General features: G+C 71.4%; 14 protein-coding genes. 5 read left to right on the plus strand and 9 right to left on the minus strand.

Translation table 11 applies throughout. From position 1 onward, the window contains the following. Positions 1-22: 22 nt before the first annotated feature. The 4 genes from ACZ7GX_RS31530 to ACZ7GX_RS31545 all read right to left on the minus strand — a co-directional run bounded on the left by ACZ7GX_RS31530 (position 23) and on the right by ACZ7GX_RS31545 (position 9544). The gene (locus ACZ7GX_RS31530) at positions 23-1051 is read right to left on the minus strand and encodes an ABC transporter permease (RefSeq protein WP_498781916.1); all 1029 of its coding nucleotides are present in this window, start codon (positions 1049-1051) and stop codon (positions 23-25) included. Next, entirely contained in the window at positions 1048-2562 is a 1515-nt protein-coding gene (locus ACZ7GX_RS31535; protein ID WP_498781918.1) for a sugar ABC transporter ATP-binding protein, read from the minus strand. The genes ACZ7GX_RS31530 and ACZ7GX_RS31535 overlap by 4 nt, the downstream gene beginning before the upstream one ends. Continuing rightward, positions 2559-3833, minus strand: coding sequence for an ROK family transcriptional regulator (locus tag ACZ7GX_RS31540; protein WP_498781920.1), 1275 nt, complete (start codon positions 3831-3833; stop codon positions 2559-2561). The genes ACZ7GX_RS31535 and ACZ7GX_RS31540 overlap by 4 nt, the downstream gene beginning before the upstream one ends. 326 nt (positions 3834-4159) lie before the next feature. Next, on the minus strand, positions 4160-9544 hold the full coding sequence (locus ACZ7GX_RS31545) for a ThuA domain-containing protein (RefSeq protein WP_498781922.1): 5385 nt from the start codon (positions 9542-9544) through the stop codon (positions 4160-4162). 807 nt (positions 9545-10351) lie between these two features. Between ACZ7GX_RS31545 and ACZ7GX_RS31550 the strand changes: the two genes are divergently transcribed. Continuing rightward, positions 10352-10609, plus strand: coding sequence for a helix-turn-helix domain-containing protein (locus ACZ7GX_RS31550; protein WP_498781924.1), 258 nt, complete (start codon positions 10352-10354; stop codon positions 10607-10609). Between the two features lie 213 nt (positions 10610-10822). After that, positions 10823-11386, plus strand: a complete 564-nt coding sequence (locus tag ACZ7GX_RS31555) for a DJ-1/PfpI family protein (protein ID WP_498781926.1) — start codon at positions 10823-10825, stop codon at positions 11384-11386. Positions 11387-11488: 102 nt separating this feature from the next. Here the strand turns inward: ACZ7GX_RS31555 and ACZ7GX_RS31560 are convergent, their stop codons facing one another. Beyond that, positions 11489-14179 carry an RICIN domain-containing protein gene (locus tag ACZ7GX_RS31560; RefSeq protein ID WP_498781928.1) on the minus strand — a complete coding sequence of 897 codons (2691 nt, stop codon included), beginning with the start codon at positions 14177-14179 and terminating at the stop codon, positions 11489-11491. Positions 14180-14783: 604 nt separating this feature from the next. Here ACZ7GX_RS31560 and ACZ7GX_RS31565 point away from each other — a divergent pair. Beyond that, positions 14784-17663, plus strand: coding sequence for a glycosyl hydrolase family 95 catalytic domain-containing protein (locus ACZ7GX_RS31565; protein ID WP_498781930.1), 2880 nt, complete (start codon positions 14784-14786; stop codon positions 17661-17663). A 10-nt stretch (positions 17664-17673) separates the two neighbouring features. On the opposite strand, the gene ACZ7GX_RS31570 is transcribed toward ACZ7GX_RS31565, so the two are convergent. Continuing rightward, the gene (locus ACZ7GX_RS31570; protein ID WP_498781932.1) at positions 17674-18468 is read right to left on the minus strand and encodes a helix-turn-helix domain-containing protein; all 795 of its coding nucleotides are present in this window, start codon (positions 18466-18468) and stop codon (positions 17674-17676) included. Positions 18469-18538: 70 nt separating this feature from the next. Here ACZ7GX_RS31570 and ACZ7GX_RS31575 point away from each other — a divergent pair, with 70 nt between their 5' ends. Both ACZ7GX_RS31575 and ACZ7GX_RS31580 read left to right on the plus strand, forming a co-directional pair. Next, complete coding sequence (locus ACZ7GX_RS31575) at positions 18539-19351, plus strand: phytanoyl-CoA dioxygenase family protein (RefSeq protein WP_498781934.1); 813 nt, start codon at positions 18539-18541, stop codon at positions 19349-19351. Next, complete coding sequence (locus tag ACZ7GX_RS31580; protein WP_498781936.1) at positions 19348-19608, plus strand: hypothetical protein; 261 nt, start codon at positions 19348-19350, stop codon at positions 19606-19608. Before ACZ7GX_RS31575 ends, ACZ7GX_RS31580 begins: the two co-directional genes overlap by 4 nt. 6 nt (positions 19609-19614) lie before the next feature. Here ACZ7GX_RS31580 and ACZ7GX_RS31585 read toward each other — a convergent pair whose 3' ends face one another. The 3 genes from ACZ7GX_RS31585 to ACZ7GX_RS31595 form a co-directional block, all read right to left on the minus strand. Next, the gene (locus ACZ7GX_RS31585; protein ID WP_498781938.1) at positions 19615-20475 is read right to left on the minus strand and encodes an expansin EXLX1 family cellulose-binding protein; all 861 of its coding nucleotides are present in this window, start codon (positions 20473-20475) and stop codon (positions 19615-19617) included. A gap of 185 nt (positions 20476-20660) precedes the next feature. Further along, the gene (locus ACZ7GX_RS31590) at positions 20661-22022 is read right to left on the minus strand and encodes a glycoside hydrolase family 6 protein (RefSeq protein WP_498781940.1); all 1362 of its coding nucleotides are present in this window, start codon (positions 22020-22022) and stop codon (positions 20661-20663) included. Between the two features lie 13 nt (positions 22023-22035). Beyond that, positions 22036-23835, minus strand: a complete 1800-nt coding sequence (locus tag ACZ7GX_RS31595) for a glycoside hydrolase family 6 protein (protein ID WP_498781942.1) — start codon at positions 23833-23835, stop codon at positions 22036-22038. Between the last annotated feature and the right edge of the window lie 45 nt (positions 23836-23880).

The following is a 23880-nucleotide window of genomic DNA, read 5'->3' on the forward strand; positions in this document are numbered from 1 at the left end:
CGAAATGGCGGCGGGGTCGGGGTCAAGCACCGCTGCGACGGGCCAACCGCTGTTGGAGCAGGACGGCGACCACGATGATCGCGCCCTTCGCGACGGCCTGCGCGGAGATGGAGAGGTTGTTGAGGGTGAACACGTTCGACAGCGTGGTGAAGATCAGCACGCCGAACACGGTGCCCGCGATCGTGCCGCGACCACCGGACAACAGCGTGCCGCCGATGACGACCGCGGCGATGGCGTCCAGCTCGTAGAGGCCGCCGTGGGTGGAGCTGCCGGTCGTGGTGCGGGCGACGAGCATGACCGCGGCGATCCCGCAGCACACGCCCAGCAACGTGTAGAGCAGCACGGTGTGCCGCCGCACGTCGATCCCGGCCAACCGGGCGGCCTCCGGGTTGCCGCCGACGGCGAACGTCCGCCGCCCGAACGTGGTGCGGTTGAGCACCACCCACCCCACGACGGCCACCAGCGCGAAGATCACCACCAGCACGGGCACGCCGAGCACCGAGGCGTCGAAGAACGCGGAGAAGCCCGGCACGTCCACGATCTGGGTCTTGCGGTTGGAGATGATCTCGGCCAGGCCGCGGGCGGCGGCGAGCATGGCCAGCGTCGCGATGAACGCCACGATCCGGCCGTAGGCGATCAGCAGGCCGTTGACCACGCCGCAGCCGGCGCCCACGGCGAGCGCGGCGAACACGACGACCAGCCAGTGGGTGTCGTTGGCCATGGCCTGGGTGGCGAGCGTCGTGGCCCAGACCGAGGACAGCGCCACGATCGCGCCGACGGACAGGTCGATCCCGCCACCGGTGATCACGAACGTCATGCCGACGCTGACCACGCCGATGACCGAGGCCAGGCGCAGGATGGTGAGCACGTTGTCGACGTCGGCGAACCGGTCGCCCGCGGTGGCCACACCGACCAGGCACAGCAGGACCAGGGCGACGACGAGACCGGTGTTGCGGCCGGCGGCGGACCCGAGCAGCGCGGTGACGCCGCGCTTCGCGTGCTCCGTCGTCGGCGGGTCGGCCGCGGTGGTGGCGGCGGCGTTCTTGCTCATGCGGCGGTTCCTTCCATGACCAGGTCGAGGACCCGGGATTCGTCGATCTCGGCGGCCGGCCCTTCGTGGACCACCCGGCCTTCGCGCACGACCAGCACCCGGTCGGCGAGGCCGAGGACCTCCTCCACCTCGCTGGACACGACGACCACGGCGACGCCGCGGCCGGCCAGGTCGCGGATCAGCTCGTAGATCTCGCTGCGCGCCCCGACGTCCACGCCCCGGGTCGGCTCGTCGAGCAGCAGCACGCGGCACTCGCGGAGCAGCCACCGCGCCAGCACGACCTTCTGCTGGTTGCCTCCCGACAGCGTGCGCACCGCCCGTTCCACGCCCGGCGGGCGGACGTCCAGCGCCGTGGTCAACTCCTGCGTGCGCGCGCGCTCGGCGCCGTTGTCGAGGAAGCCGAACCGGGCGAACGCCGACAAGGTGGACACCGTGACGTTGCGGTACACGGCCTGGTCCAGCAGCAGCCCCTGGCTCTTGCGCTCCTCCGGGCACAGCCCGACCCCGGCGCGCACGGCCGCGCCTACGCTCCCCCGCCGCAGCCGCCGGCCGTCCACCTCGACGGTGCCCGCCGTCGGCTTGCGCGCGCCGTAGACGGCTTCCAGGATCTCCGACCGACCCGACCCGACGAGACCGGCGAGCCCGACCACCTCGCCCGCGCGGACGGTGAGGTCCACCCCGGCGAACCGCTGCCCGGCGGCCAGTCCGCGCACCACCAGCACCTCGGGCGCGGCCGGGTCGACCGGTTCGCGCGGCGGGAAGGCGTACTCCACGTCACGCCCGGTCATGAGCCTGATCAGGTCGGCGGTGCGGGTCTGCGCGGCGGGCAGGCCGGTGGCGACCGTGCGGCCGTCCTTCAGCACGGTGACCCGGTCGCCGATCTCGCGGATCTCCTCCATCCGGTGCGAGATGTAGACGATCGCCACGCCTTGGGCGGTCAGCTCCCGGATGACCCGGAACAGGGTGCGCACCTCGTCCTGGTCCAGCACCGCCGACGGCTCGTCCATGATCAGCAGCTGCCCGTCGCGCGACAGGGCGCGCGCCATGCTCACGATCTGCTGGTTCGCCGCCGACAGCCGGCCGACGTCGCGGTCCGGCGGGATGTCCGGGTGGCCGAGCCGCTCGAGCAGGGCCCGGGTGCGGCGGTGTGCCTCGGCGCGGCGGGTGAAGCCGGCCGTGGACAGCTCGTGGCCGAGGAAGACGTTGTCGGCGACGGACAGCCCGGCCACCAGGTCCAGCTCCTGGTAGATGGCCGCCACGCCGCTGCGCATCGCGGCGGTCGGGTTGTCGAACGACACGACCTCGTCCCGCCACCGGATCTCGCCCTCGTCCGGGCGGTGCGCGCCGGCCAGCACCTTGATCAGCGTCGACTTGCCGGCGCCGTTCTGGCCGAGCAGGCAGTGCACCTCGCCGGCGCGCACGTCGAAGTCGACGCCGCCCAGGGCCGTCACACCGGGGAAGCGCTTCACCACGCCCCGGACGGACAGCAGCGGGGCCGTCGTGGTCGTCATACGGTTTCCTCCTGTGCCAGGGGCTTGTCGACCGGCTCGACGAGCACGGGGTCGCGGAAGACGCGGTCGAGGATCTGCGACGCACCGCCGCGCACGGAGCCGGTGAAGCCCAGCGGCGAGAACGCCACCCGCGTGCCGCCGACGTCCCGGGCGAAGACGTGGCCGCGCAGCTCCTCGCGCAGCGAACCGGCGATCCACGGCCGCAGCGCGGCGAAGTAGCCGCCGAGGACGAGCAGGTGCGGGTTGAAGACGTTCACCAGGATGCTCGCGCCGATGGTGAGCCACCGGTCGATGTCGGCGATGGCGGCCAGCACCCGCGCGTCGCCCGCCGCGGCCCGGTCGCCGATCTCGGCGAGCCTGCGTTCCAGGTCCGGCAGCGGGTCGTGCTCGGGTTCGTGGCCCGGTTCGCGCTCGGCGACGGCGGCGAGCAGGGCGTTGAGGCCGACGGCGGCTTCCCAGCAGCCCCGGTGGCCGCACGCGCACGGCGGTCCGTCCGCGCGGACCCTCATGTGCCCGACCTCGCCCGCGAAGCCGTGCGCGCCGCGCAGCAGTCGCCCGCCCACCACGACGCCGCCGCCGACGCCGGTCGCGCCGGTGACCAGGATGAGGTCGCCGTCGCGGTCCAGGCCCTGCGCCTCCACCTCGGCCAGCGCCGCGAGGTTCGCCTCGTTGTCCAGCAGCACGGGGTACGGCGGCTCGCCGAGCAACCTGCTGATCTCGGCGACCACCGGCACGTCGGTCCACCCCAGGTTGGGCGCGGCGCGCACCACGCCGGTGTCGGCCTCGACCAGGCCGGGCACGGCGATGGCGACGCCCACCGGGCGGGCCGCGACGCCGACCAGCGCGGCGTCCAGCAGCCGCCCCAGCCGGGCCAGCACGAACGCCGGTTCCAGCGCGGCGGTGTCCAGCGCGATCCGCCGGCGTGCCACGACCTGACCGCGCAGGTTGAGCACGAGCACCGACAGGTAGCCGACGTTGACCTCGGCCCCCACCGCGACGACGTGCTCGCCGTCGAGCCGGATGATCTGGCCGGGCCGCCCGACGGTGGCCCGCTCGGTCTCCCCCTCCCCCACCAGTCCGCGTTCCACGAGCTCGGCCACCAGGCTGGACACGGTGGCCTTGTTCAGCCCCGTCTCCCCCGCGAGCCGGGCCCGCGACCGGGGCCCGTGGTCGCGCAGGTGCGACAGGACGACGGAGAGGTTGTGCCGGCGGACCGTGACCTGGTCCGCGGCCGAGCTGCCCGCGCGCAGGCGAGTCGGCCTGTCCTTCATGGCGCTCCTCGAGGTCGGCCGGGTGGACGTGGGGCGTCGGCCGGGGTGGACGTGGGTGGTGGCCCGGCGGTGCCGGTGAGGTGGTGATCACCGCCGGGGTCGGCCGGGTTGTGCCTCGGTGGGTGGCGGCCCGCTGGGGGTAGGCGGGGTGGTGGCACGCCGGTGGGTCGACCAGCGGGTCGGCCGGGTGGCGGGTCGGTGGGTCGGTGGGTTGGTGACCGCCGGCGGCGTCGGTGGAGTGGTGGTCCGCCGGCGGGGTCGGTGGAGCTGACCCCGCCGGCGGGATCGGTCGGGCGGGCCCATGCCGGTGGGCCCCGCCCGGCCCGCTAGAGGTGCGGCAGGGAGTCGTCGTCGCGACCCGGCCGGGGTGTGTACCGGCCGGTGGCCTCGACGTTGCCCGCCACGTCGATCGACCGGTACTCCAGGTACTCCCGGCCGTTCGGCCTGATCTTGATCTCACCGCCCCGGTGGACCTGCCACGCGCCGCCGGAGATCCGGTACTCGGTGCGGGCCACGCCGGAGGTGGCGTCGGAGGCGGTGAGCCGGACCCGGGAGGCGGACGAGCCGCGCTTGGCCGACGTGACCGGCGGCGCGGTGTCCACCTTCACGTCGATCGCCTGCTCGGCGGAGGTGTTGCCCGCCGCGTCGGTCGCCCGCACCGCGACCCGGTGCTTTCCGTCGCCCACGGACACGGCGCCGGTGTAGGGCCGCCACGGGCCGCCGTCGAGCCGGTGCTCCAGCACCGCGACGCCGGACGTCTCGTCGGTGGCGTTCGCCGACACCAGGGCCCGCTGCGTCCACCAACCCTCGGGGCCGGGCGCGTTGTCCGCCTTCACGGTGAGCCGCGGTGCGGTGCGGTCGATCCTGACGGTCGCGGACTTCTCCGCCGAGACGTTGCCCGCGGCGTCGGAGGCGCGGAACGCCACCACCCGCTCACCGTCGTCGGCGAACGACAGGGGCGCCGCGTACTGCGCCCAGTCGCCCTCGCCCACCCGGTACTCGACGCGCACCGGCCCGTTGCCGTCGTCGGTCGCGGAGGCGGTGACGGCCACCGGACCCGTCCACCACCCGCCCGTGCCCGGCGACGCCGGGTCGGTGACGACCGACAGCACCGGGGCCGTGCGGTCGGTGCTCACCCGGAAGTGGTCGAACTTGGCGGGCTTGGACGCGGTCTGACCGCCGCCGAGGGCGAACAGGCCGATCCGCGCACCGGCCAGGTTCTCGTTGACCACCGGTTCGAGCGACGTCCACTCCTGCCCGTCCGCGCTGTAGGACCCGGTGTAGGTCGCGCCGGACTTGGCCAGCCGCAGGTGCCACACGCCCCCGGTGAGGCCGCCGACGCCGGGCTGCGGCTGCCCCACCACGTCGCCGCTCTCCGTCCGCAGCTCCACGCCGCGCTGGACGGGCGTGCCCGCCTCGTTGGTGGCGATGTGGTCGAGCTTCACGTAGTTCGCGTCGTCCGCGTAGGCGATCAGCCCGGCCTGCTGGTAGCGCTCGTCGAACGCCGACGCGTCGACCTCCGTCTCGATCACCCAGTCGCCCTCGGGCGCGTGCTGGAGGATGAAGTTGGCCGGGTCGTCGGCCGAGCCGCCGTAGATGTCGCCGTCGCTGGTGTCGATGCGCAGGCTGCCGTCGGACACGCCGTAGCGGTTCGGGTCGGGTCGGACCACGGCGTTCCAGCGGCACCCGTCCAGCGCGGAGCCCGCGAAGTCGTCGTCCGGCGCCACCGACGCGGTCTCGTCGGGGGTGAGGGTGAACCAGTCGAACTCGGCGTCCACCACCGGGCGGTCACCGCCGCCGCCCACGAGCGAGAGCAGGCCGACCTTGGGGTTCACCATGCCCGCCAGCGCCTTGGTCTGCGGCATGTCGGTGAACGCCTGACCGTCCGCGCTGTAGGACGCGGTCAGGTTCTGCCCGTCGCTGGTGAACCGGACCCAGACCTCGTCGGGGAACGCCGCGCCCAGCGCCGCGGTGTTCGACTCGCCGACCTCGTTGGGCTGCCCGGCCTCCTCGCGGATGAACTGGAAGATCCGGCTCGCCGCGTCGTCGGTGTCCGACCGGGCCTGCAGCACCATCTTGGCGTAGTTGTCGTCGTCGCCGTAGATCACCAGGCCGGCTTGCTGGTAGGCCCGCCGCACGGGCACGCGCACCTTGGCCGTGGCCTGGAACGGCCCGGACGGCAGGTCCTGGAGCACGACGTTGGGCGTGGTGTTGGTGGTGCCGTAGATGTCGGAGTTGGCGGTCGGGATCACCAGCCGGCCGTCGCGCACCGCGAGGTCCTGGTTCTCCCGCACCACGGTGGTCCACCGGTCCCGGTCGAGCGTCGTGCCGAGGAAGTCGTCGGAACGGCCGGAGAAGCAGGTGACGTCGGGCGCGCGGACGGTGATCGGGATGGTCCTCGTCCCGCTCGCGCCCCGCGCGTCGGTCGCGGTGACCTTGGCGGTGAACCTGCCCGCGGCGGTGTAGGTGTGGCTGACCGACGAGCCCGTGGCGGTGCCGCCGTCGCCGAACACCCACGTGTAGCTGATCGGGGTGTCGCCGTCCGGGTCGGTGGCCGACGCCGTGAAGTCGACCTTCAGGGGCGCGGTGCCCGACGTCGTGGTGGCCGTGGCCTCGACCGCGGGCCGCTGGTTGTGCGTCACGCCGCGACCGGCGAACTCCAGCCAGTTCACGTTGACCAGGTAGCTGGTCGTGGTGCTGCCCTGCGGCCTGCGGGTGACGAAGTACAGCTCGGACCCGGCCGGCACGTCGTCGGCGAGGTCGGCGGTGACGGTGGTCCAGTTCTGCCAGCCGCCCGTGGCGGCGAAGGTCGCCGTGCCCGCGAGCGGGCCGTCCGGCGCGCCGACGCGGACCTCCATCCGGCCGCCCTCGGAACCCGACGCCACGCGGAACCGCACCTGGTCGATGCCTTCCAGGGTGGCCGGGCGCAGCGAGAACCAGTCGCCGTCGGTGATGAACCCGATGTTCTGGCCGCCGCCGGTGTCGGTGGTGCTCTCCTTCTCCACGCCCGCCGCGTCGTCGCCGACGCCGTCCGCGGTGCGGCCGGTCGCGGTGTGGAACTCGGCCTCCTTGTGCTTGGGCTGCAGCACCAGGATCGACTCGCCGGTCAGCGGGGACGCGCCGTCGCCGCCCTGGTCGGTGTACTTCGCGGTGAGGACGCCGAAGATGTCCGCGCCCACGTGGCCCTCGTCGCCGGACATCAGCGCCAGGCCCTCGCAGCCGCGGTACTGCTCGTAGCCGTGGGAGTGCTCGTCGTGGCCCAGGGCGGGCTGCACGACGACGTCCTGGCAGTCGACGGAGCCGTCCTCGGCGTCGGTGACCGTGACGCGGTAGGACACCTGGTCGCCGAAGTCGATGAAGCCGCCGTCGACCGGCGCGGTCAACGTGACCACGGGAGGCGTGTTGCCCACGACGATGCGCACGTTGGCGACCGCGGACCTGCCGCCCTGGTCGGTGACGGTGAGCCGGGCGGTGTAGTCGCCGTTCGCGGTGTAGGTGTGGCCGGGCGCGGCCTCGGTGCTGTCGGTGTCGCCGTCGCCGTCGAAGTCCCACGCGAACGTGAGCGCGTCACCGTCGGGGTCGCGCGACCCGGCCGAGTCGAACCGCACGGTCAGCGGCGCGTGCCCGGAGGTCTTGTCCGCCTTCGCGACCGCGACCGGAGCCCGGTCGCCGCGCACGTAGTCGATGCGGTAGACGCCGCTGTCGGCGTTGTTGCCGCCGAAACCGGAGCCCCACTCGATCACGTACAGCGCGCCGTCCGGGCCGAACTGCATGGCGTGCACGCGGTTGAACGCCATGCCGGGCAGCATCCTGCTGATGTCGAACACACCGGTGCCGTCCTCGGTCAGCTGGAGCGAGAACAGCCTGCCGTCGTTCCAGTCGCCCCACATCGCCTTGCCGTCCCAGTAGGCGGGCCACTTGCGCTCGGAGGCGAGGTCGGCGTCGTACCGGTAGGTGCCGCCCGCCATGGGCGCGCCGCTGCCACCGATCTCCGGGTTGCCCGTGCTGGTCTTGCCCTGCCAGATCTTCGTGCCGATCGCGGCGGGCAACTGCGTGATCCCGGTGTTGTTCGGCGAGTCGTTCACCGGGGCGGCGCAGTCGAACTGCTCGCCGGACGCGCCGGTGGCGAAGTCGTAGTCGACGTACGGGGTGTTGTCACCGACGCAGTACGGCCAGCCGTAGAAGCCCGGCCGGTCCACGACGTTCCACTCGACGCGGCCGTCCGGACCACGCCGGGGGTCGCTCTGGCCGCCGTCGGGGCCGTAGTCGGCGACCTGGAGCTTGTTGGTCAGCGGGTCCAGGCCGATGCGGAACGGGTTGCGGAAGCCCATGGCGTAGATCTCGGGCCGGGTCTTGGCGGTGCCGGCGGGGAACATGTTGCCCGCCGGCACGGTGTAGGTGCCGTCGGCCTGCGGGGTGATGCGCAGGATCTTGCCGTTGAGGTTGTCGCTGTTGGCCGAGGAGCGCTGGGAGTCCCAGGCCGAGCGGCCGGCGCGCTCGTCGAGCGGCGCGTACCCGTCGGAGGCGAACGGGTTGGTGTTGTCGCCCGTGGTGATGTAGAGGTTGCCGTCGTTGTCGAACTCCAGCGCCCCGCCCGCGTGGCAGCACTGCTCGCGCTGCGTCGTGACGGTCAGCAGGACCTTCTCGCTGCCAGGCACGATCACGTCGCCTTGCAGCGTGAACCGGGAGACCCGGTCGACGGCCTCAGCGCCCGCGGGCGAGTAGTACAGGTAGAGGTGGCCGTTGGTGGCGAAGTCGGGGTCCAGGGCGATGCCGAGGAGGCCGAACTCCTGTCCGGTGTAGACGTTCAGGGTGCCCGCGGTGACGACCGCGCCGTCACGCCGGACGACCCGCACCGCGCCGTTGCGGTCGATGTAGAACACGCGGCCGTCGTCGGCGATCGCGAGTTCCATCGGGTTGGCGGTGGTGTCGTCGAGGGTGACCTTCTCGAAGGCGTCGGTCCGGGTGGCCGAGCAGTCGGCCTCCACGACGCCCGCCGCGGTCTGGATGCCCTTGAGCAGGTGGTCCAGGAACGCCGGTTCGGCGTAGGACTCGTCGCCGTGGCCCAGGCCCGTGTACCAGGAGCGCCCGCCGTCGTAGTCCTGGCACCAGGCGATCGGGTGGCTCGACCCCATCGTGCCGCCGCTGTAGCTGGTCTCGTCCAGCTCGGCCAGCACGTGCACCTTCGCCGAGGGGTCGGCGCGGAAGTTGTACCACTCGTCGAAGCGGCGCCACGACTGCGGCAGGCCGGCCGTCGACGGGTGCGCCGGGTCGGTGACCTTGACGGTCGCGTCCTGCGGCGCGGGGTGGCCGGAGAAGTAGGCGCCCACCAGGTCGCCGTACCAGGCCCAGTCGTACTCGGTGTCGGAAGCGGCGTGCACGCCCGCGTACCCGCCGCCCGCCTGGATGTAGCGCTCGAAGGCGGCCTGCTGGGTGGCGTCGAGGACGTCGCCGGTGGTGGAGAGGAAGACCACGACTTCGTACTCGGCGAGGTTGGCGTCGGTGAACGCGGCGGCGTCGACGGTGGCGTCCACGGTGAAGCCGTGCTCGACGCCGAGCCGGCGGACCGCGGCGACGCCCGCGTCGATCGACGGGTGGTGGAAGCCGGCGGTCTTGGCGAAGACGAGGGCCTTGAACGTCTCGTCGCCGTGGCCGGGGTGCGCCTGGGCCGGTGCGGCCAAGGAGAGCAGCGACCCGAGCAACGCCGCCACGACCCCGATGGTCGACCACCGTCTCCTGCCGCGTCTGGACGAGCTCACCATTGAGGCCTCCAACCCGATGCACACGCCGAACGGCTGATCACAGATTCGTCTGTCGGCTAAACAAACTAATGACGCGTTTTCCGGAGGGTCAAGGTCGACGACGTGTCCACAACTCGCCAATCCCCCTACCTGCCCGGAATCCGCGACTAGCGCATTCGGCGGCTTTACTCCGCCGCCTCGCCGCTGGACACTGCGCGCGCCCGCACGTCCGTCGCCCCGCGCGAAATCCCTTGCAGGGACGGGGATTGAGCCGAACGCAGGAGCGCTGCCGCATGACAGGGGGCAAGACGAGAAGAATCCTGAGTGGACGGTCGAGCACGCGCGCCCGCGACGATCACGGGGCGATCGGCGGGCACCACCCGGCCGACCCGGACCAGAACGACCGGCGCCTCCGGCTCCGGCATCAACCCCGAAGCCCTGACCTGCACTGGCCGATGAGTATGACTCATCGGGCGGGCCGGGGCAACCTCGACTGGTGGTCCATGGCCCCGGCGCCGCCGTCGACCAAACCGGCCGAGTCCGGACGAATTTCACGTCGCGCGGCTCTTCGCCTTGACTCGGCGGCAGGTGACCGCTGTCATGTGTGCTGGAGGCCGTCGCGGGGGCGGCCGACCCCAGGCGCAGGACGGACGCGGGCCGTCCGCTCGCCGAAGCCAAGAGTAGGACGCATCCCGACCACCGTGTGAGGTGTATCCGCCATGTGCCGATCGACGACCTCGTCCGCGCGGGAACCCGACGCCCGCGGGTCGGCTCGCCATGACCGCGGTTGAGCCGGTGGAACTGACCGCGTCGGCCGTCGTGGAGGACGTGGACGAGGTGGACCTCGAACCCACGCCCGGCACGCGACGGCTGCTGCTGCTCATGCGCACGGGTGCGATCGACGAGGCCATCGCGCGGGAGCTGGGGGTCAGCCCCCGCACCGTGCACCGCCGGATCACGCGCCTGCAGAACCTGCTGGGCGTGCGCTCGCGCTTCCAGCTGGGCGTGATCGCGTGCGAACGGGGCTGGGTGTGACGTCGGCACGACCGTCCACTCCGGACTGCTCCGGGGCACGACCTCGCGGAACCGGCCGGACACCTGTCCGGGCGATTGTGCCGGTCACCGCCGGCGCGTACGGTCCGGTTCGATGATCGAACCGGTTCGAGATCTAGTCCGCCCGAGCGTCCCGATGCCGTCCGCAAGCCTCGGAGGACACGGCGGCGCTCCGGGCGGGGACGAGGAGCGAGCATGGCTCGGGTGCTGGTCCTGACGGCGGACGCCGCCGAGGAACTCGACTCGATGTACCCGGTCTTCCGGCTGCGCGAGGGTGGGCACGAGGCGGTCGTGGCCGCCCCCACCACGCGCGCGGTCAAACTGGTGGTCCACGACTTCGAGCCCGGTTGGGACGCCTACACCGAGAAGCCCGGCCACCTGCTGCCGGTGGACGTGGCGTTCGGCGACGTCGATCCGGAGGAGTTCGACGGCCTGGTGATCCCGGGCGGGCGCGCGCCGGAGTACATCCGGACGAGCCCCGACGTGGCCCGCGTCGTCCGCCACTTCTTCGACCGCGGCCTGCCCGTCGGCACGATCTGCCACGGCCCGCAGGTGCCCGCCGCCCTGGGCCTCCTGCGCGGCCGCACGACCGCGGCCTTCCCGCCGCTGAGGGCGGACATGGAGCAGGCCGGCGCGACGTTCGTGGACGAGCCCGACGTCGTCGACGGAGCGATGGTGTCCTGCCGCGGCTGGCCGGACCTCCCCCTCTGGTCACGTGCGTTCATGGCCGCGCTGGAGAAGTCGCAAGTTCCCGCCTGACCGCACGGCCCTTGGCCGGTCATCGATCTGCTGTCCAGATCGATGACCGGCCAAGGCGTTTCGTGGTCGGCCGACGTGTCCGGTCGGGCGACCGGACACGGGTCAGGCGCGCAGGCTCCACTGCTGGTTGGCGCCGGTCCCGCAGGACCAGAGGATGAGCTTGGTGCCGTTCGCGGTGCCCGCTCCACTGGCGTCCAGGCACAACCCGGACTGCACGCCGGTGATGGTGCCGTTGGCGTTGACGTTCCACTGCTGGTTGGTCTGCCCGTTGCAGTCCCAGATCACCACGGTGGTGCCGTTGGCGGTGCCCTGGTTGTTGGCGTCAAGGCACTTCGTCCCGGCCACCTGCAACTGCTTGCCCGAGGTGTGGGTGAAGCGCTGGTTGGCGCCGCCGTGGCAGTCCCACAGCTGGGCCTGGGCGCCGTTGGTCGTGGCCGACCCGGGGATGTCGACGCACCGGCCGGACTGGCCGCCGACGATCGTGACGCCCTGCTGACCGCCGCCCTGCCGCCGGGCGAGCGACTTCGACTCGGACGACCGGTTGCCCTGCGCGTCCACGACGTAGAGCCGGTAGTCACCGGACGTGGCCGGCACGTCGATGGTCGTCGCGGTGCCGCCCGCCCTGGTCATCGTCGGGCCGACGGCGAAGCTGGTCGTGCCCTGCGGCGCGAGCCAGACGGTCTTCGCCTGGTCGCCTGCGCTGCGGATCGGGATCGAGGCCGTGTTGGCGCCCACGTACGTGCTGTCCGGCAGGACGTAGTCCGGCAGGGAGAGGAGGCTCGGCGGGATGATGTCCCGGTACGCGTCCTCCAGGCCGGAGCTCACCGCGATGCTGTGCGCCGGCGCGGGCCACACGTAGTCCGACGACACGATGATGTCGTGGATGGTGCTGTTCGGCAGGTTCTTGTTGGAGACCTTGTTGATCGGCCCGTAGGTCTGGGTGATGCTCAGGTCGTGCTTGCGGCCGAAGTCGTCGGAGTTGACCATCCACGTGACGTTCTTGTCCACGCTCAGGACGTTGTCGCGGAAGGTGATGTACGCCGAACCCTCGTCCGGGTGGAGTCCGTACTTGTGCCCGGACGGGACGCCTTGGAGGTAGTTGTTGGTGATCGTGGTGTTCGGCTGGCTGCCCAGCGTGTAGATGGGTGCCGTGTCGTTGAGGCGCTGGACCGTGTCGATGATGTGGTTGTGGCTGATGGTGTTGTTCCGCGCGGTGGTCGTGGGGCGGTTGGGTGCGATGGAGCCCGATGAGCCGTCGAAGTTCCACCAGCCCCAGCCCATCGTGATGCCGTTCCACGGCGCCTTTTCGATCCGGTTGCGCTGCACGGTCAGGGTGTCGACGAAGAACGCCGAGATCGGGCTGTGCCCGTTGAACAGCACCGCGCTGTCGTACAGGTAGTTGTTCTTGATCTCGATGTTCTTCGGGAGTCCTTCGACCTGCGCGGAGTACTTCTCGCGGTTGGACGACGTGTGGTCGCCGATGTAGACGTGCTGCGGGTGGCCCACGTTGATGGCGGACCCACCGACGTCGTTGGTGAAGTTCCCGATCAACTGCGTGTTCTGCACGTCGTTGACCAGGGTGATGGCATCGACACCGGTGTGCTGCACCCGGTTGCGGAGCAACTGGATGCCGTCGGCGTTCTCCAGCTGGATGGCGCCCGGCGCGGTGTCGACGTTGCGGTAGTAGTAGGCGTGGAAGTTGCCCTTGACGTACGCGGTGTTGCCCAGGTTGCCCTGCTGGGCCTGCTTGAACGCCGAACCGGCCACGGTGAACAGGTTCCAGTCGGAGTGCTGCACCGTGATGCCGGAGAAGGTGATGTTGCGGGCGTGGTTTGTCGTCGACGTGCCGGCGACCCGGAGCAGGGTGGCCACGTTGTTCGGCGCGTACACCGTCGCCGTCGCCATGTTGTCGGCGGCGGCCTTGTAGTAGTAGACCGTCTGGGCGGCCCGGTCGAAGTAGAACTCGCCCGGCGAGTCCAGGAACTCGTAGGCGTTCATGAGCTTGTGGCTGCCGCCGACCTGGAAGTTGCCGTTGAACGCCCCCTGGGCGATGGCCCCGCCCGGTTGCTGGAACAGCGCGACCCGGCCGGAGCCGTCACTGCTCGTGGTGACCTGGCGGACGCCCACGATGGCGGTCTGCCAGGTGGTCGCCGTCTCGATCTCGAGGTCGTCGGGGTTGCGGGAGATGGCGGGCAGGTCGGCCATGCCGTACTTGGCGCCGTCGCACTGCGAGCCCGATTCCCACGCCCACGGGGCCTGGCCGGCGTTGACGTTGTAAGTGCCGTAGCAGCCCTGGGACGCGATCGTCTTGGTGGCCATGACGGCGCGCTTGTCGTTGACGTAGAGCGCCCGCAGCTTGTTGCCGCGGTTGAGCGGGGCCTTCCAGATGTTGCCGCCGTGCTGCGTCCACCCGGTCACCTGCACGCCGCCGCTCAGCACCGGCGTCTCGTTCTGGTACGCGGAGTACACGACCCGGAACCCGTTCGTGCCCGAGTCGGCGGGGGTGAAGTCGATGGTGCTGCTCACCTGGTAGTTGCCGCCGCGGAGGTACACGAGGATGTCGCCGGTCATGCTCGCGTTGACCGTGCGGACGACGTCCCGCGCGCGCTGCACGGTCTTGAACGGCGCCGTGATCGTCCCAGGATTGGCGTCATTGCCGTCAGGGGCGACGTAGTACGTCGCCTGGGTGGCGGCCGAGGCCTGGAACTGGTCCGCGAAGGTCGGCAACAGCGCGGCGGACACGAACACCGCGATCGCTACCAACGTTCTCGCGGCGGTCTTGGCTGGTTTCACCTTCTTTGCCCTTTCGCTCGGTCCGATCGGAGTGTTCGCCGCGCACGCCGGCCTCCACCGCGCTGGGGGCAGCTGGGTGGGTTCCCGTCAGGCGATCCGGACGGGGCGGGTGCCGTGCACGATGGGTACTACTGATCCCGGCCTCATCGGCCCGTGCCCGGGACGAGCGACATGACCTGAGCGCAGCGTCGATTGCGGTGGCACAGGCAGGATCCGGACGCGTGGCCTGGTAGTCCATGAGAGCAGCAGCGCCACCCCACGTCAAGCAATAAGTATGCTTATCTGCCGCCCGATCGATGGCTGCCCACGGCAACGACAGGCCGGCAAGACATCCCATCGATTCGCAGGGACCTCGCCACCCCGAGCTTCGCGACCGGTGCCGACTCAAGGCCTTGACCAGCCCGACAACCCCGCCACTTGGCCCATTCGGCCGTACGGGTCTGGACAGGCGCCCACCACGCGATCTATAAATCCATCCCATGTCGGTCCGCCGCTCGCACGAGGGCGGACATGCCGCCGACACGCCACGAGGGGTGGTTGCCCGACCGTCCGCCCGACGGCCGGGCACCACCCGTGCCCCTCACCGGACGAAGGAGCGTGCGTGATGGACGGCCCAGTGGACCGGAGGGGCTTCCTCGCCCTCGCCGCGTTGGCGACCGGAGCCGCGGTCGTCCCCGGCGGACTGTCGGGAGGGCGGGCGAACGCCGCCGTGCCGCCGCACGTCACCCTGCCGGAGCGCGGCATCCACGACACCGGTCACGCGACGTCCTGGACCGACGGCTTCGTGACCGGGAACGGCGAGTACGGCGCACTGCTGCACGGCGCGCCGGCCCTGGAGAAGGTGATCTTCAACTACCACCGGCTGGTCCTGCCGAACGGCACCCGCTCCCTCACCCCGCCGGTGACCGCCGGACGGCTGGAAGCCGCGCGGGACAAGGCCCTCGCGGGCGACTACGCCGGCGCGAACCGGGACTTCGCGGCCGGGTGGTCGTTGCGGTGGACGCAGACCTACCACCCCGCCTACGAGCTCCGGATCTCCACTCCCGGCACGACGACGGTCAACGACTACGCCCGCGTGACCGACTTCCGCACCGGTGAGGTCACCTCCACGTGGACCGACGGCTACGGCGCCTGGACCCGCCGCGCGTTCGCCTCCCGGGCCGACCGGGTGATCGTCCACGAGCTGCGGCCGGCGACCGGGCGGACCGTGGACGCCACGCTCACCGTCCACACCGCACTCGAAGGGCTGCCCGCCGGCCTGCGCTACACCACCCTGGCCACCGTCAGCGGCGGCTCGGGCTACCTGAACCTGCGCGGCGCCTACCCGACCGGGCAGGGCGCGTTCGGCTACGAGGGCGTCACCCGGGTCGTCCCGACCGGCGGCACGGTCAGCGCGAACGGGTCGGCCATCGTGGTGACCGGCGCGACCCGACTGCTGCTGCTCACCGCACTGGACCGGTACGAGACCTCGACCGCCTGGGACTCCCGGCCGCTGCACGCCCGGCTGGCGGCGCTCGGGGCCGACTACTCCGCGCTGAGCTCCCGGCACACCGCGATCCACACCGCGGTGTACGACCGCTCGCGGCTGGACCTGAACGTGTCCGACGCCGACCGGCGGCTGTCCGCCAGCGAGCTGATCGCCCGCCAGAACGGCGACCGGGACGTCATCGACCTCGCGTTGCTCGAACGCCTCTACGACTCGGGCCGGTACTTCTTCCTCAGCTCCAGCGGCATCCTGCCACCGCGGCTGACCGGCATCTGGACCGGCACGTGGTCCGGCGCGTGGGCCGACGACTTCACCACCGACGCGAACGTCAACCTCCAGGTCGCCGGCGGCAACATCCTCGACACGACCGAGGCCATGCGGGGGTACTTCTCCCTCGTCCTCGGCCAGCTCGCGCACTGGCGCACCAACGCGCGCAACCTCTACGGCGCCCGCGGCTTCCTCGCACCGTCCCGCACCGACGGCGAGTACGGGCACATGCTGCACTTCGACCCGGGCTTCCCCGGCCAGACCTGGACCGGCGGCGCCGACTGGCTGCTGTACCCGTTGATCGAGTACTACGAGGTCACCGGCGACCACGCGTTCCTGCGCGACGAGCTCGGCCCCGCGCTGATGGAGCTCGCGCTGTTCTACGAGGACTTCCTGACCCGCACGGACGCCAACGGCAAGGTCGTGTTCGTGCCGTCGTTCTCGATGGAGAACAGCCCCGGCAACACCGGCGTCCTGCTGGCGGTCAACGCGACCGGTGACGTCATGGCCGGCAGGCACGCCCTCCAGGCCGCCATCTCGGCCGCCGACGCGCTCGGTGTCGAACAAGGCGCGGGCCAGGGCGTCGCACGCTGGAAGGCGCTGTTGGCCAGGATCCCCGCCTACCGGATCAACGGCGACGGCGCGCTCGCCGAGTGGTCGTGGCCGACCCTGACCGACCGCTACGACCACCGGCACGTCCACCACCTCTACGGCGCGTGGCCGCTGCACGAGATCAACCCCGAGGAGAAGCCCGAGCTGGTCCGCCCGGCGGTGCGCGCGTTGGAACTGCGCGGCGACCAGAACATCTCCGCGCACGGCAGCCTGCACCGGGCCCTGGCCGGCGCGCGGCTCAAGGACGGCGGCAAGGTCTACGACAACCTGCGCAAGATCATCGGCAACAACATGGTCTTCAAGTCCCTGATGACCTCGCACAACCCCGACCTGGACATCTACAACGCCGACGCCGCCAACGCGATCCCCGCCGTGCTGGCCGAAGCGCTGATCTACTCCCGTCCCGGCGTGCTCGAAATCCTCCCGGCGCTGCCCGCGCAACTGGCCAAGGGCTCGATCACCGGCGTGCGGGCCCGCGGCCGGATCCACGTCCACACCTTCGGCTGGGACCTCGCCGCCCGCACGGCCACGCTCTCGCTCACCTCCGCCGTCGACCAGCAGGTGACCCTGATCAGCCGGCCCGGGATGGCGTCGGTGACGACGTCGGCGCCCGTGACCGCCTCGCCACTGGGCAACCACGCCCGCCAGGTCACGCTGACCGCCGGGCAACGCACGGACGTCACCGTGTCCCTGCCCGCCACCTCCCTGCCGACCGGCTGGCACCGGCTGGTCAACCGGGCGAGCGGCAAGGCCCTGGACGTCACCGGCGCGAGCACCGCCGACGGCGCCAAGGTCATCCAGTGGACCCAGACCGGCAGCACCAACCAGCAGTGGCAGTTCCTCCCGAACCCGGACGGCTCGTTCCGGCTCGTCGCCCGGCACAGCGGCCGCCTGCTCACCGGGTCGGGACAAGGGGCTCAGCTCGACCAGTGGCCGGACACGGGCGGCGACAACCAGTGGTGGCGGCTCGTCGACGCGGGAGGCGGCCACCACCGCATCGTCAACGTCCGCACCGGGCTGTGCGTGGACGTCGAGGGCGGCTCGACGGCGGACGGAGCCCGAGTCGTCCAGTGGCCCGCCAACGGCGGCGCCAACCAGGAGTGGAGGATCGTCACCTGACGACCGGGGCTCACCCGTCGGTGACCGGCGTTCTCGTGCCGTGCCCGTCCGCTCCGGCGCGCACGGCTCGCGGCGAGGCCCCGAGCTCGCGGCGGCACGCCTTGTTGAACGCCTGGAGGTCGTCGAACCCCACCGCCGCCGCGACTGCCGGGATGGGCAACGTCGACTCGCGCAGGAGGTGGCGGGCCCGCGCCAGCCTGCGCCGTCGGATGTAGGCCACCACGGTGTGCCCCATCTCGGCGTGGAACAGCCTGGTCAGGTGGTTGTGCGAGACGCCCGCGGCGGCGGCGACGGCGGGCACGGTGAGCGGTCCCGCCAGGTTCGCCTCGACGTGCGAGACCGCCGCGGCCACCGCGCCGTGCGGTTTCCCGGACACCGCCAGGTCGGCCACCCGCCACAACACCGTCCAGACTTCCGCCTGCGCCATGGCCGCGGACCTCGGCGCGACCGCGATGGCGTGCCGCAGCAGCCCGGCGAGCAGCGGTGTGTCCACCCCGGCGTGCTGCATGACCGGCACGGTCAGCGCCGGGCCCTTCCCGGGCAGGCGCAGGTGCGCGTAGAGGTGCTCGGACCGACCTCGGTAGCGGTACGACACCCGCACGCCGGGCGGGACCAGGCTCACGTGCCCCGGTCGGATGGGGTGCGTCGTGCCGCCGACGGTCAGCTCGGCGGTGTAGCCGTAGAGGTGCAGCTGCCACAGCTCGGGCAGCAGGAACTCGTCGCGACGGCTCGCCACACCGTGCACGGCCACGCCCAGGTTGGCCACGACCGGCGGCGCGTCCAGCCGGACCGTCACGTGATCCATGGTGAAAAATTACCACTAATGGTGAGCACGACCCATTACCCGCCACTGTCGGGCACCTACTGTCTGATGCATGGAAACCACCAGCCACCTGCTGTCCTCGGTGCTGATGGCGCGCTTCGCGGCACAGGGGTTCCTCCGACTCGACGCGGTCGTGCCCGACGACCTCAACGCCGCGGCGGTCGAGGCCCTGGAGCGCGGCATCCCGGGCGTGCCCTACGGGATCCCGCTAAACGTGGCGTTCCCGGACGGCTCGTTCACCCGTCGGCTCGTCGACCTGCCGCCCGTCGCCGGGGCGTTGCGCAGCCTGGTCGGCCCCGATCCCGCGGTCGACCACCTCGCCGTGCACGTGCGCGAGCCGAACGAGGGCAGCGCCCAGCCCCTGCACGGCGACGCGATCATCGACACCCGGCGCGACGCGTTCGACGTGCAGCTCATGTACTACCCGCACGACGTCACACCGGAGATGGGCGGCACGCTCCTGGTGCCGGGCAGCCACCTGCGCCTCACCAACGAGTCCGACACCGGGCGCTACCAGAACCTGCTCGGCCAGGTCCGCCTGACCTGCCCGGCGGGCACGGTGCTGCTGCTGCACCACGGCATCTGGCACGGCGGCCGGCGCAACGACTCCGCGCGGCGCCGGTACATGTTCAAGATCAGGTTCAACCCGACCGCGCCCCAGGTCCGGCTCTGGGACACCCGCGACCTCGACGACCCCGCCGTCGTGGCCGAGCTGTCGACCACCTTCCCCTGGTACGAGCACGCGACCGGGCGGCTGGAGATCTACAACCGGATCGCGCTGTGGCGGACCCTGACCGGCGACGACACCTTCGACATCGAGCACTGGGCCACCAGGGTGCACAACCGTCCGGGGAGGACCGCGTGAAGCAACGAGTGCTGGTGCTGTACCTGGCCACGTCGTCGCTCGACGACCGGGTCGTCGGCTGGGCGTCCTACGACGGCACCGGCCGCACCAACCCCACCACCGGGGACGGCGAGCAACCGCCGTACGCGACCGGGACCGACGCCCTGCGCGACGGCTGGCGGCTCTTCCAGGCCTCCCAACTCATCCCGCCGTACCCCGGCCACGAGTACGACACGTCGTTCCTCAAGCACGAGTTCTTCTTCGAGAAGGTGGAGTGACTCCTGTCAGCGGGCGGCGAACTGCACGTTCGTGGCCTGGACGACGTCCGGCTCGATCGGCAGGGGATCCACCACCAGGCGCTCGCCGTGGAGGTCGGTGACCGCGACGGCCCCGCCGCAGCCCGCGCCGTTCTCGGAGAGGAAGTAGTTGTAGTCGGTGCGGTGCAGCTGCCGCCACTGCCCGCCCGCCTGGACCTCCAACCGCGCCACCGGGTTCCGGTGGTCGATGACCTGGATGCCGCACCAGTACCGGCTCGACCCGGTCTTGTAGCGCAGGGAGATCGTCTTCGACAGCTCGGGGCTCACCAGGGTCCAGGTGATCGGGATCTCGCCCAGGTCGGGCGCCGCCAGCCGGGCGAACGCCTCCGCGCTCAGGTCCAGTTGCCCCACCCGGCACGGCTGCGGGCACAGGTTGGTGATCCGCACCGTCAGGCTCGCGCCGTTGGCCGCGCGGACCAGGACGTGGGCGCCGCAGGCCTTGGCGTCCTCGTAGTCGGCCCAGTTCATCGCGGCGGTCAGCGGGTCAGGGCCGGGGTCGTAGGAGCAGGCGCCACCGCCGTCGGAGTCGTAGAACGTCGCCACGCCCTGGTTGACGACCCCCGGCTTGATCCTCCCGGCGAGCGGCGCGTCACCCGCGACGGGCGCCGGTGTCGTGGCGGCCGCCGAGGGCGACGGCGCGGTGTCGGCCTCGCCGATCGCCGCGCTCGGCGACGTGGTCACCGGCGTGCTCGCACTCGGCGCGGTCGAGGAGGTGCCTGCAGTCACCGGGTCGCCTGCGACGGCCCGGTCCTGGAGCACGACGACGACCACACCGACAGCCGCCAGCACCACGGCCACCACCGAGGCCACCAACCACCGTCTTGGCACCGCACCTCCACACACGACGAACAAGGGCCGACGTCGAGCACGGCGGCCGTGATGGTGCCAAACGCAGACCCGCCGGGCAAGTGATCGTCGCCCACCCGGCCCGGACCTGGTCGCACCAAAGCGGTTCCCCGTCCGGTGGAGGCGATGTCCGGACGGGGAACCGCTTTTCAGGGCTGGTCACGGTGTCAGGAACAAGCGGTGCCGTTCAGGGCGGGTGAGCTGAACGGCGGTGTCGTTCCGCTGTAGCTCGCGTTGTAACCGATGGTCGTCGTTCCACCGGTCGGGAGCGACCCGTTCCAGGACGCGTTGGCGACCCGGACGACGTCGCCCGTGTCGGTCCACGTCCCGTTCCAGCCCTGCGTGACGGACACACCGGGCGCCGAGAACGTGAGGGTCCAGCCGTTGACCAACTGGCCCCGGTTCCCGATCACGATCTCACCGGTGTAGCCGCCCGACCACTGGCTGACCACGCGGTGGGTCACCGTGCAGCCGCCGCCGGGGTTGTTGCCCGTGGTGGTGGTGGTCGTGGTGGTGGTGGTCGTGGTGGTGGTGGTCGTGGTGGTGGTGGTGGTCGACGTCGGGCCGGCCGCGATCGCCAGGTCGTACGCCCGCTGGGGCACGAACTGACCGGCCGGCGCGATGCAGCCGTCCGCCTCACCCGGCAGCTTGACCCACAGGAACGCGGCGATCCTGGAATCGCCCGTGTTCGTCGTGCTGGGCGTGCCGATCGCACGTCCGGCGGGGTCGCACCACTCGGTGCCCAGCGGGCCCTTGCCGTTGCGACTGGTGTCGATCACGGCGGTGAGCCTGCCGTCGCCGACGGCGTTGAGGATGTTCTTGGTGTAGCTGACCTCGTCGGGCGTGCTGCGGTAGTTCGACACGTTCGACGCGATGCCGTCCGCGCTGTTGGAGATGTCCGCGGCGCGCAGCCTGTTCGCCGCCTCCGACGGGCTCAGCCAGGCCGAGTTGCCGATGTCGTAGTACACCTTGGCCTGCCCGGAACCCGACTTGAGCTTCTTGCCCGCGTAGGCCATCGACGCCCTGGTCTGGGCCTGCTGGTCGGCGTTCTGGCAGTTGCTCATGATCGGGAGCACGTCGGGTTCAAGCACGATCGCCGCCGGCCGACCGGCCAGTCCCGCCGCGACCTCGTCCACCCACGCCCGGTAGGCCTGGTGCGAGGGCGCGCCGCCACCGCTCGCCCCGCCGCAGTCGCGGTTGGGAATGTTGTAGACCACCAGGATCGGGATCTTCCCGGCCGAGGCGGCCGCGCCGACGAAGGAGCTGACCTCCGAGCGCACCGTCGAGGTGTTGGTGGTGGTGTACCACCGCGCCTGCGGCACGGAGGCGATCCGGTCGCGGATCACCGCGGCCCGGGAGTCGCCGGGGTTGGCGGCGACCCACTTCGCGCTGGAGCTCGACGGGTCGACGTAGAACGCCGACTCGGCCGCCTGCGCGGTCGCGCCGCCGCCGACCACCAAGGCCACCGCACCGGCCACGAGTGCGCTCGAGAGGAAGCACGCGGCCGCGGTTCGTTTGCTGGACGTCATGGTGTCCCCTGGCTCAGAACGCGGGGTAGGCGTTTTGGACCAGCGAGGTGAACCCCGCCGGGAACCACGCGCCCGCGTGCGGCGCGCCGGCCATGGCGCCGGTCAGGTTGCCGCCGTTGGCCTGGTCGTCACCGCGGAAGGCGGGGTCGCACATCGGGTCGTGCTGCTTGCCCTCTTCGTTCGGGCCGTCGGTCTTGGTCGCGATGCCGTCGGACTCGCCCGGGGGCTTGATCCACACGTAGGCGTCGAAGCCCGCGCGCGGCGCGGCCGTGGGCCGTGCGCCGATGCCCGCGCCGGCCTGGTTGCACCAGTTGCCCCGGTGGAGCTTGCGGTCGATGCGGCCGGAGTTCACGTACGCGTCCACCGTCGACCCGCTCGCGCCGCTGGGCCGGTTCGGGCCGCCCCAGCCGTTGCGGGAGGTGTCGACCAGCATGCCGATGCCGCTGGGGAAGCCGGCGGCGATGAACCGGTTGCGCATCTCGGTGCCGAAGTCGGCCTCGTCGAAGTACGGGTTCCACTGGTAGAACGTCGCGGACCGCAGCTGCTGGCTGCCGACGGTGAGGTTCGGGTCGGGCAGGTTGACCTCGTCGGTCGGCGAGGTGTTGGCCATGTTCGACACGAAGCCGTCGACGCTGTTGACGCCCTTGGTGGTGCCCTTGATGGCGTTGGCGATCAACGTCACGGCGGGGCCCATGTTCGAGTCCCAGCCCAGCCAGCCGGCGTGCGCGATGTCCACGTAGTTGTAGACGTTCGAGATCGCGCTGAGCTTGTTCAGGGCGTACTGGATGCCCTGGACGTAGGCGCCGCTGGAGCTGGCCTCCGCGCACTTGGGCTTGCTCAGGTTCGTCACCAGGTTGGGCAGCGAGTCGGGCTCGACGATCGCGACGATCCGCAGGTCCCGGTACTTCGAGTCGGCCAGGATGGCGGCGATGGGATCGATGTACTCGGCCTTGTAGCGCGCCAGGCCGTTCTCGCCGACCTTCAGCTCGCCGTTGGACGCCAGTGCGGCGCAGTCGCGGTTGGGCAGGTCGTAGACGACGACCTGGATCACCACCGGCGTGCCGCCGGCGGACTGCCGCAGCGCCTCGTCGAGGTGGCCCCGCAGGCCGCGCCCGGCGGTGATGGCGCCGATGCGGTCCATCCAGACGGCGGTGGAGTTCTCGGCGACCTTGCGCATGGACGTGCCCAGGGCGCCGCCGGTCGCGTCGGCCAGGGTGTTCACGTTCGCCACGTAGTCGGGGTTCAGGTAGCCCTTGGCGCCCGCGTACGGGTTGGCCACGTGGGTGCCGGGGGTGTCCGGCGTCGTCGTCGTGGTGGTCGTGGTCGTCGTCGTGGTCGTCGAGGTCGTGGTCGAGGTCGACGTGGAGGTCGAGGTCGAGGTCGACGTCGAGGTGATCGGGCCCCCGCCGCACGTGGTGCCGTTGAGCGTGAACGACGTGGGCAGGACGTTCGTGCCCGAGTACGAGGCGTTGAACCCGATGGTCGCGCTGCCACCCGTGGGCAGCGACGCCGCCCACGAGGGGTTCTTCGCGCTCACGTGCTGACCGGACTGGGCGTAGGTCGCGCTCCAGCCGTTGGTGATCTGCTGGTTGCCCGGGAAGTCCCATTCCAGGGTCCACCCGCTGGAGATCGGGTCGCCGAGGTTCTTGAGCGTGACGTTGGCCGTGAAGCCGGTGTCCCACTGGTTGACGCGGTAGTCGACCGAACATCCGGGTGCGGCGCTGGCCGACGTGCTCGCCAGCGTCAGCAACCCCGCGCACAGGGTCAGGGCGGCGGCAGCGGCACCGCCGCGTGCCAGTTTCGTTGCACTCATTCAGGGTCCTCGCAGCGTCGATGCTGTGGTGTGAGTTGGAGGTGG

This window comes from Actinosynnema sp. NPDC037264 (genome assembly GCF_055603705.1).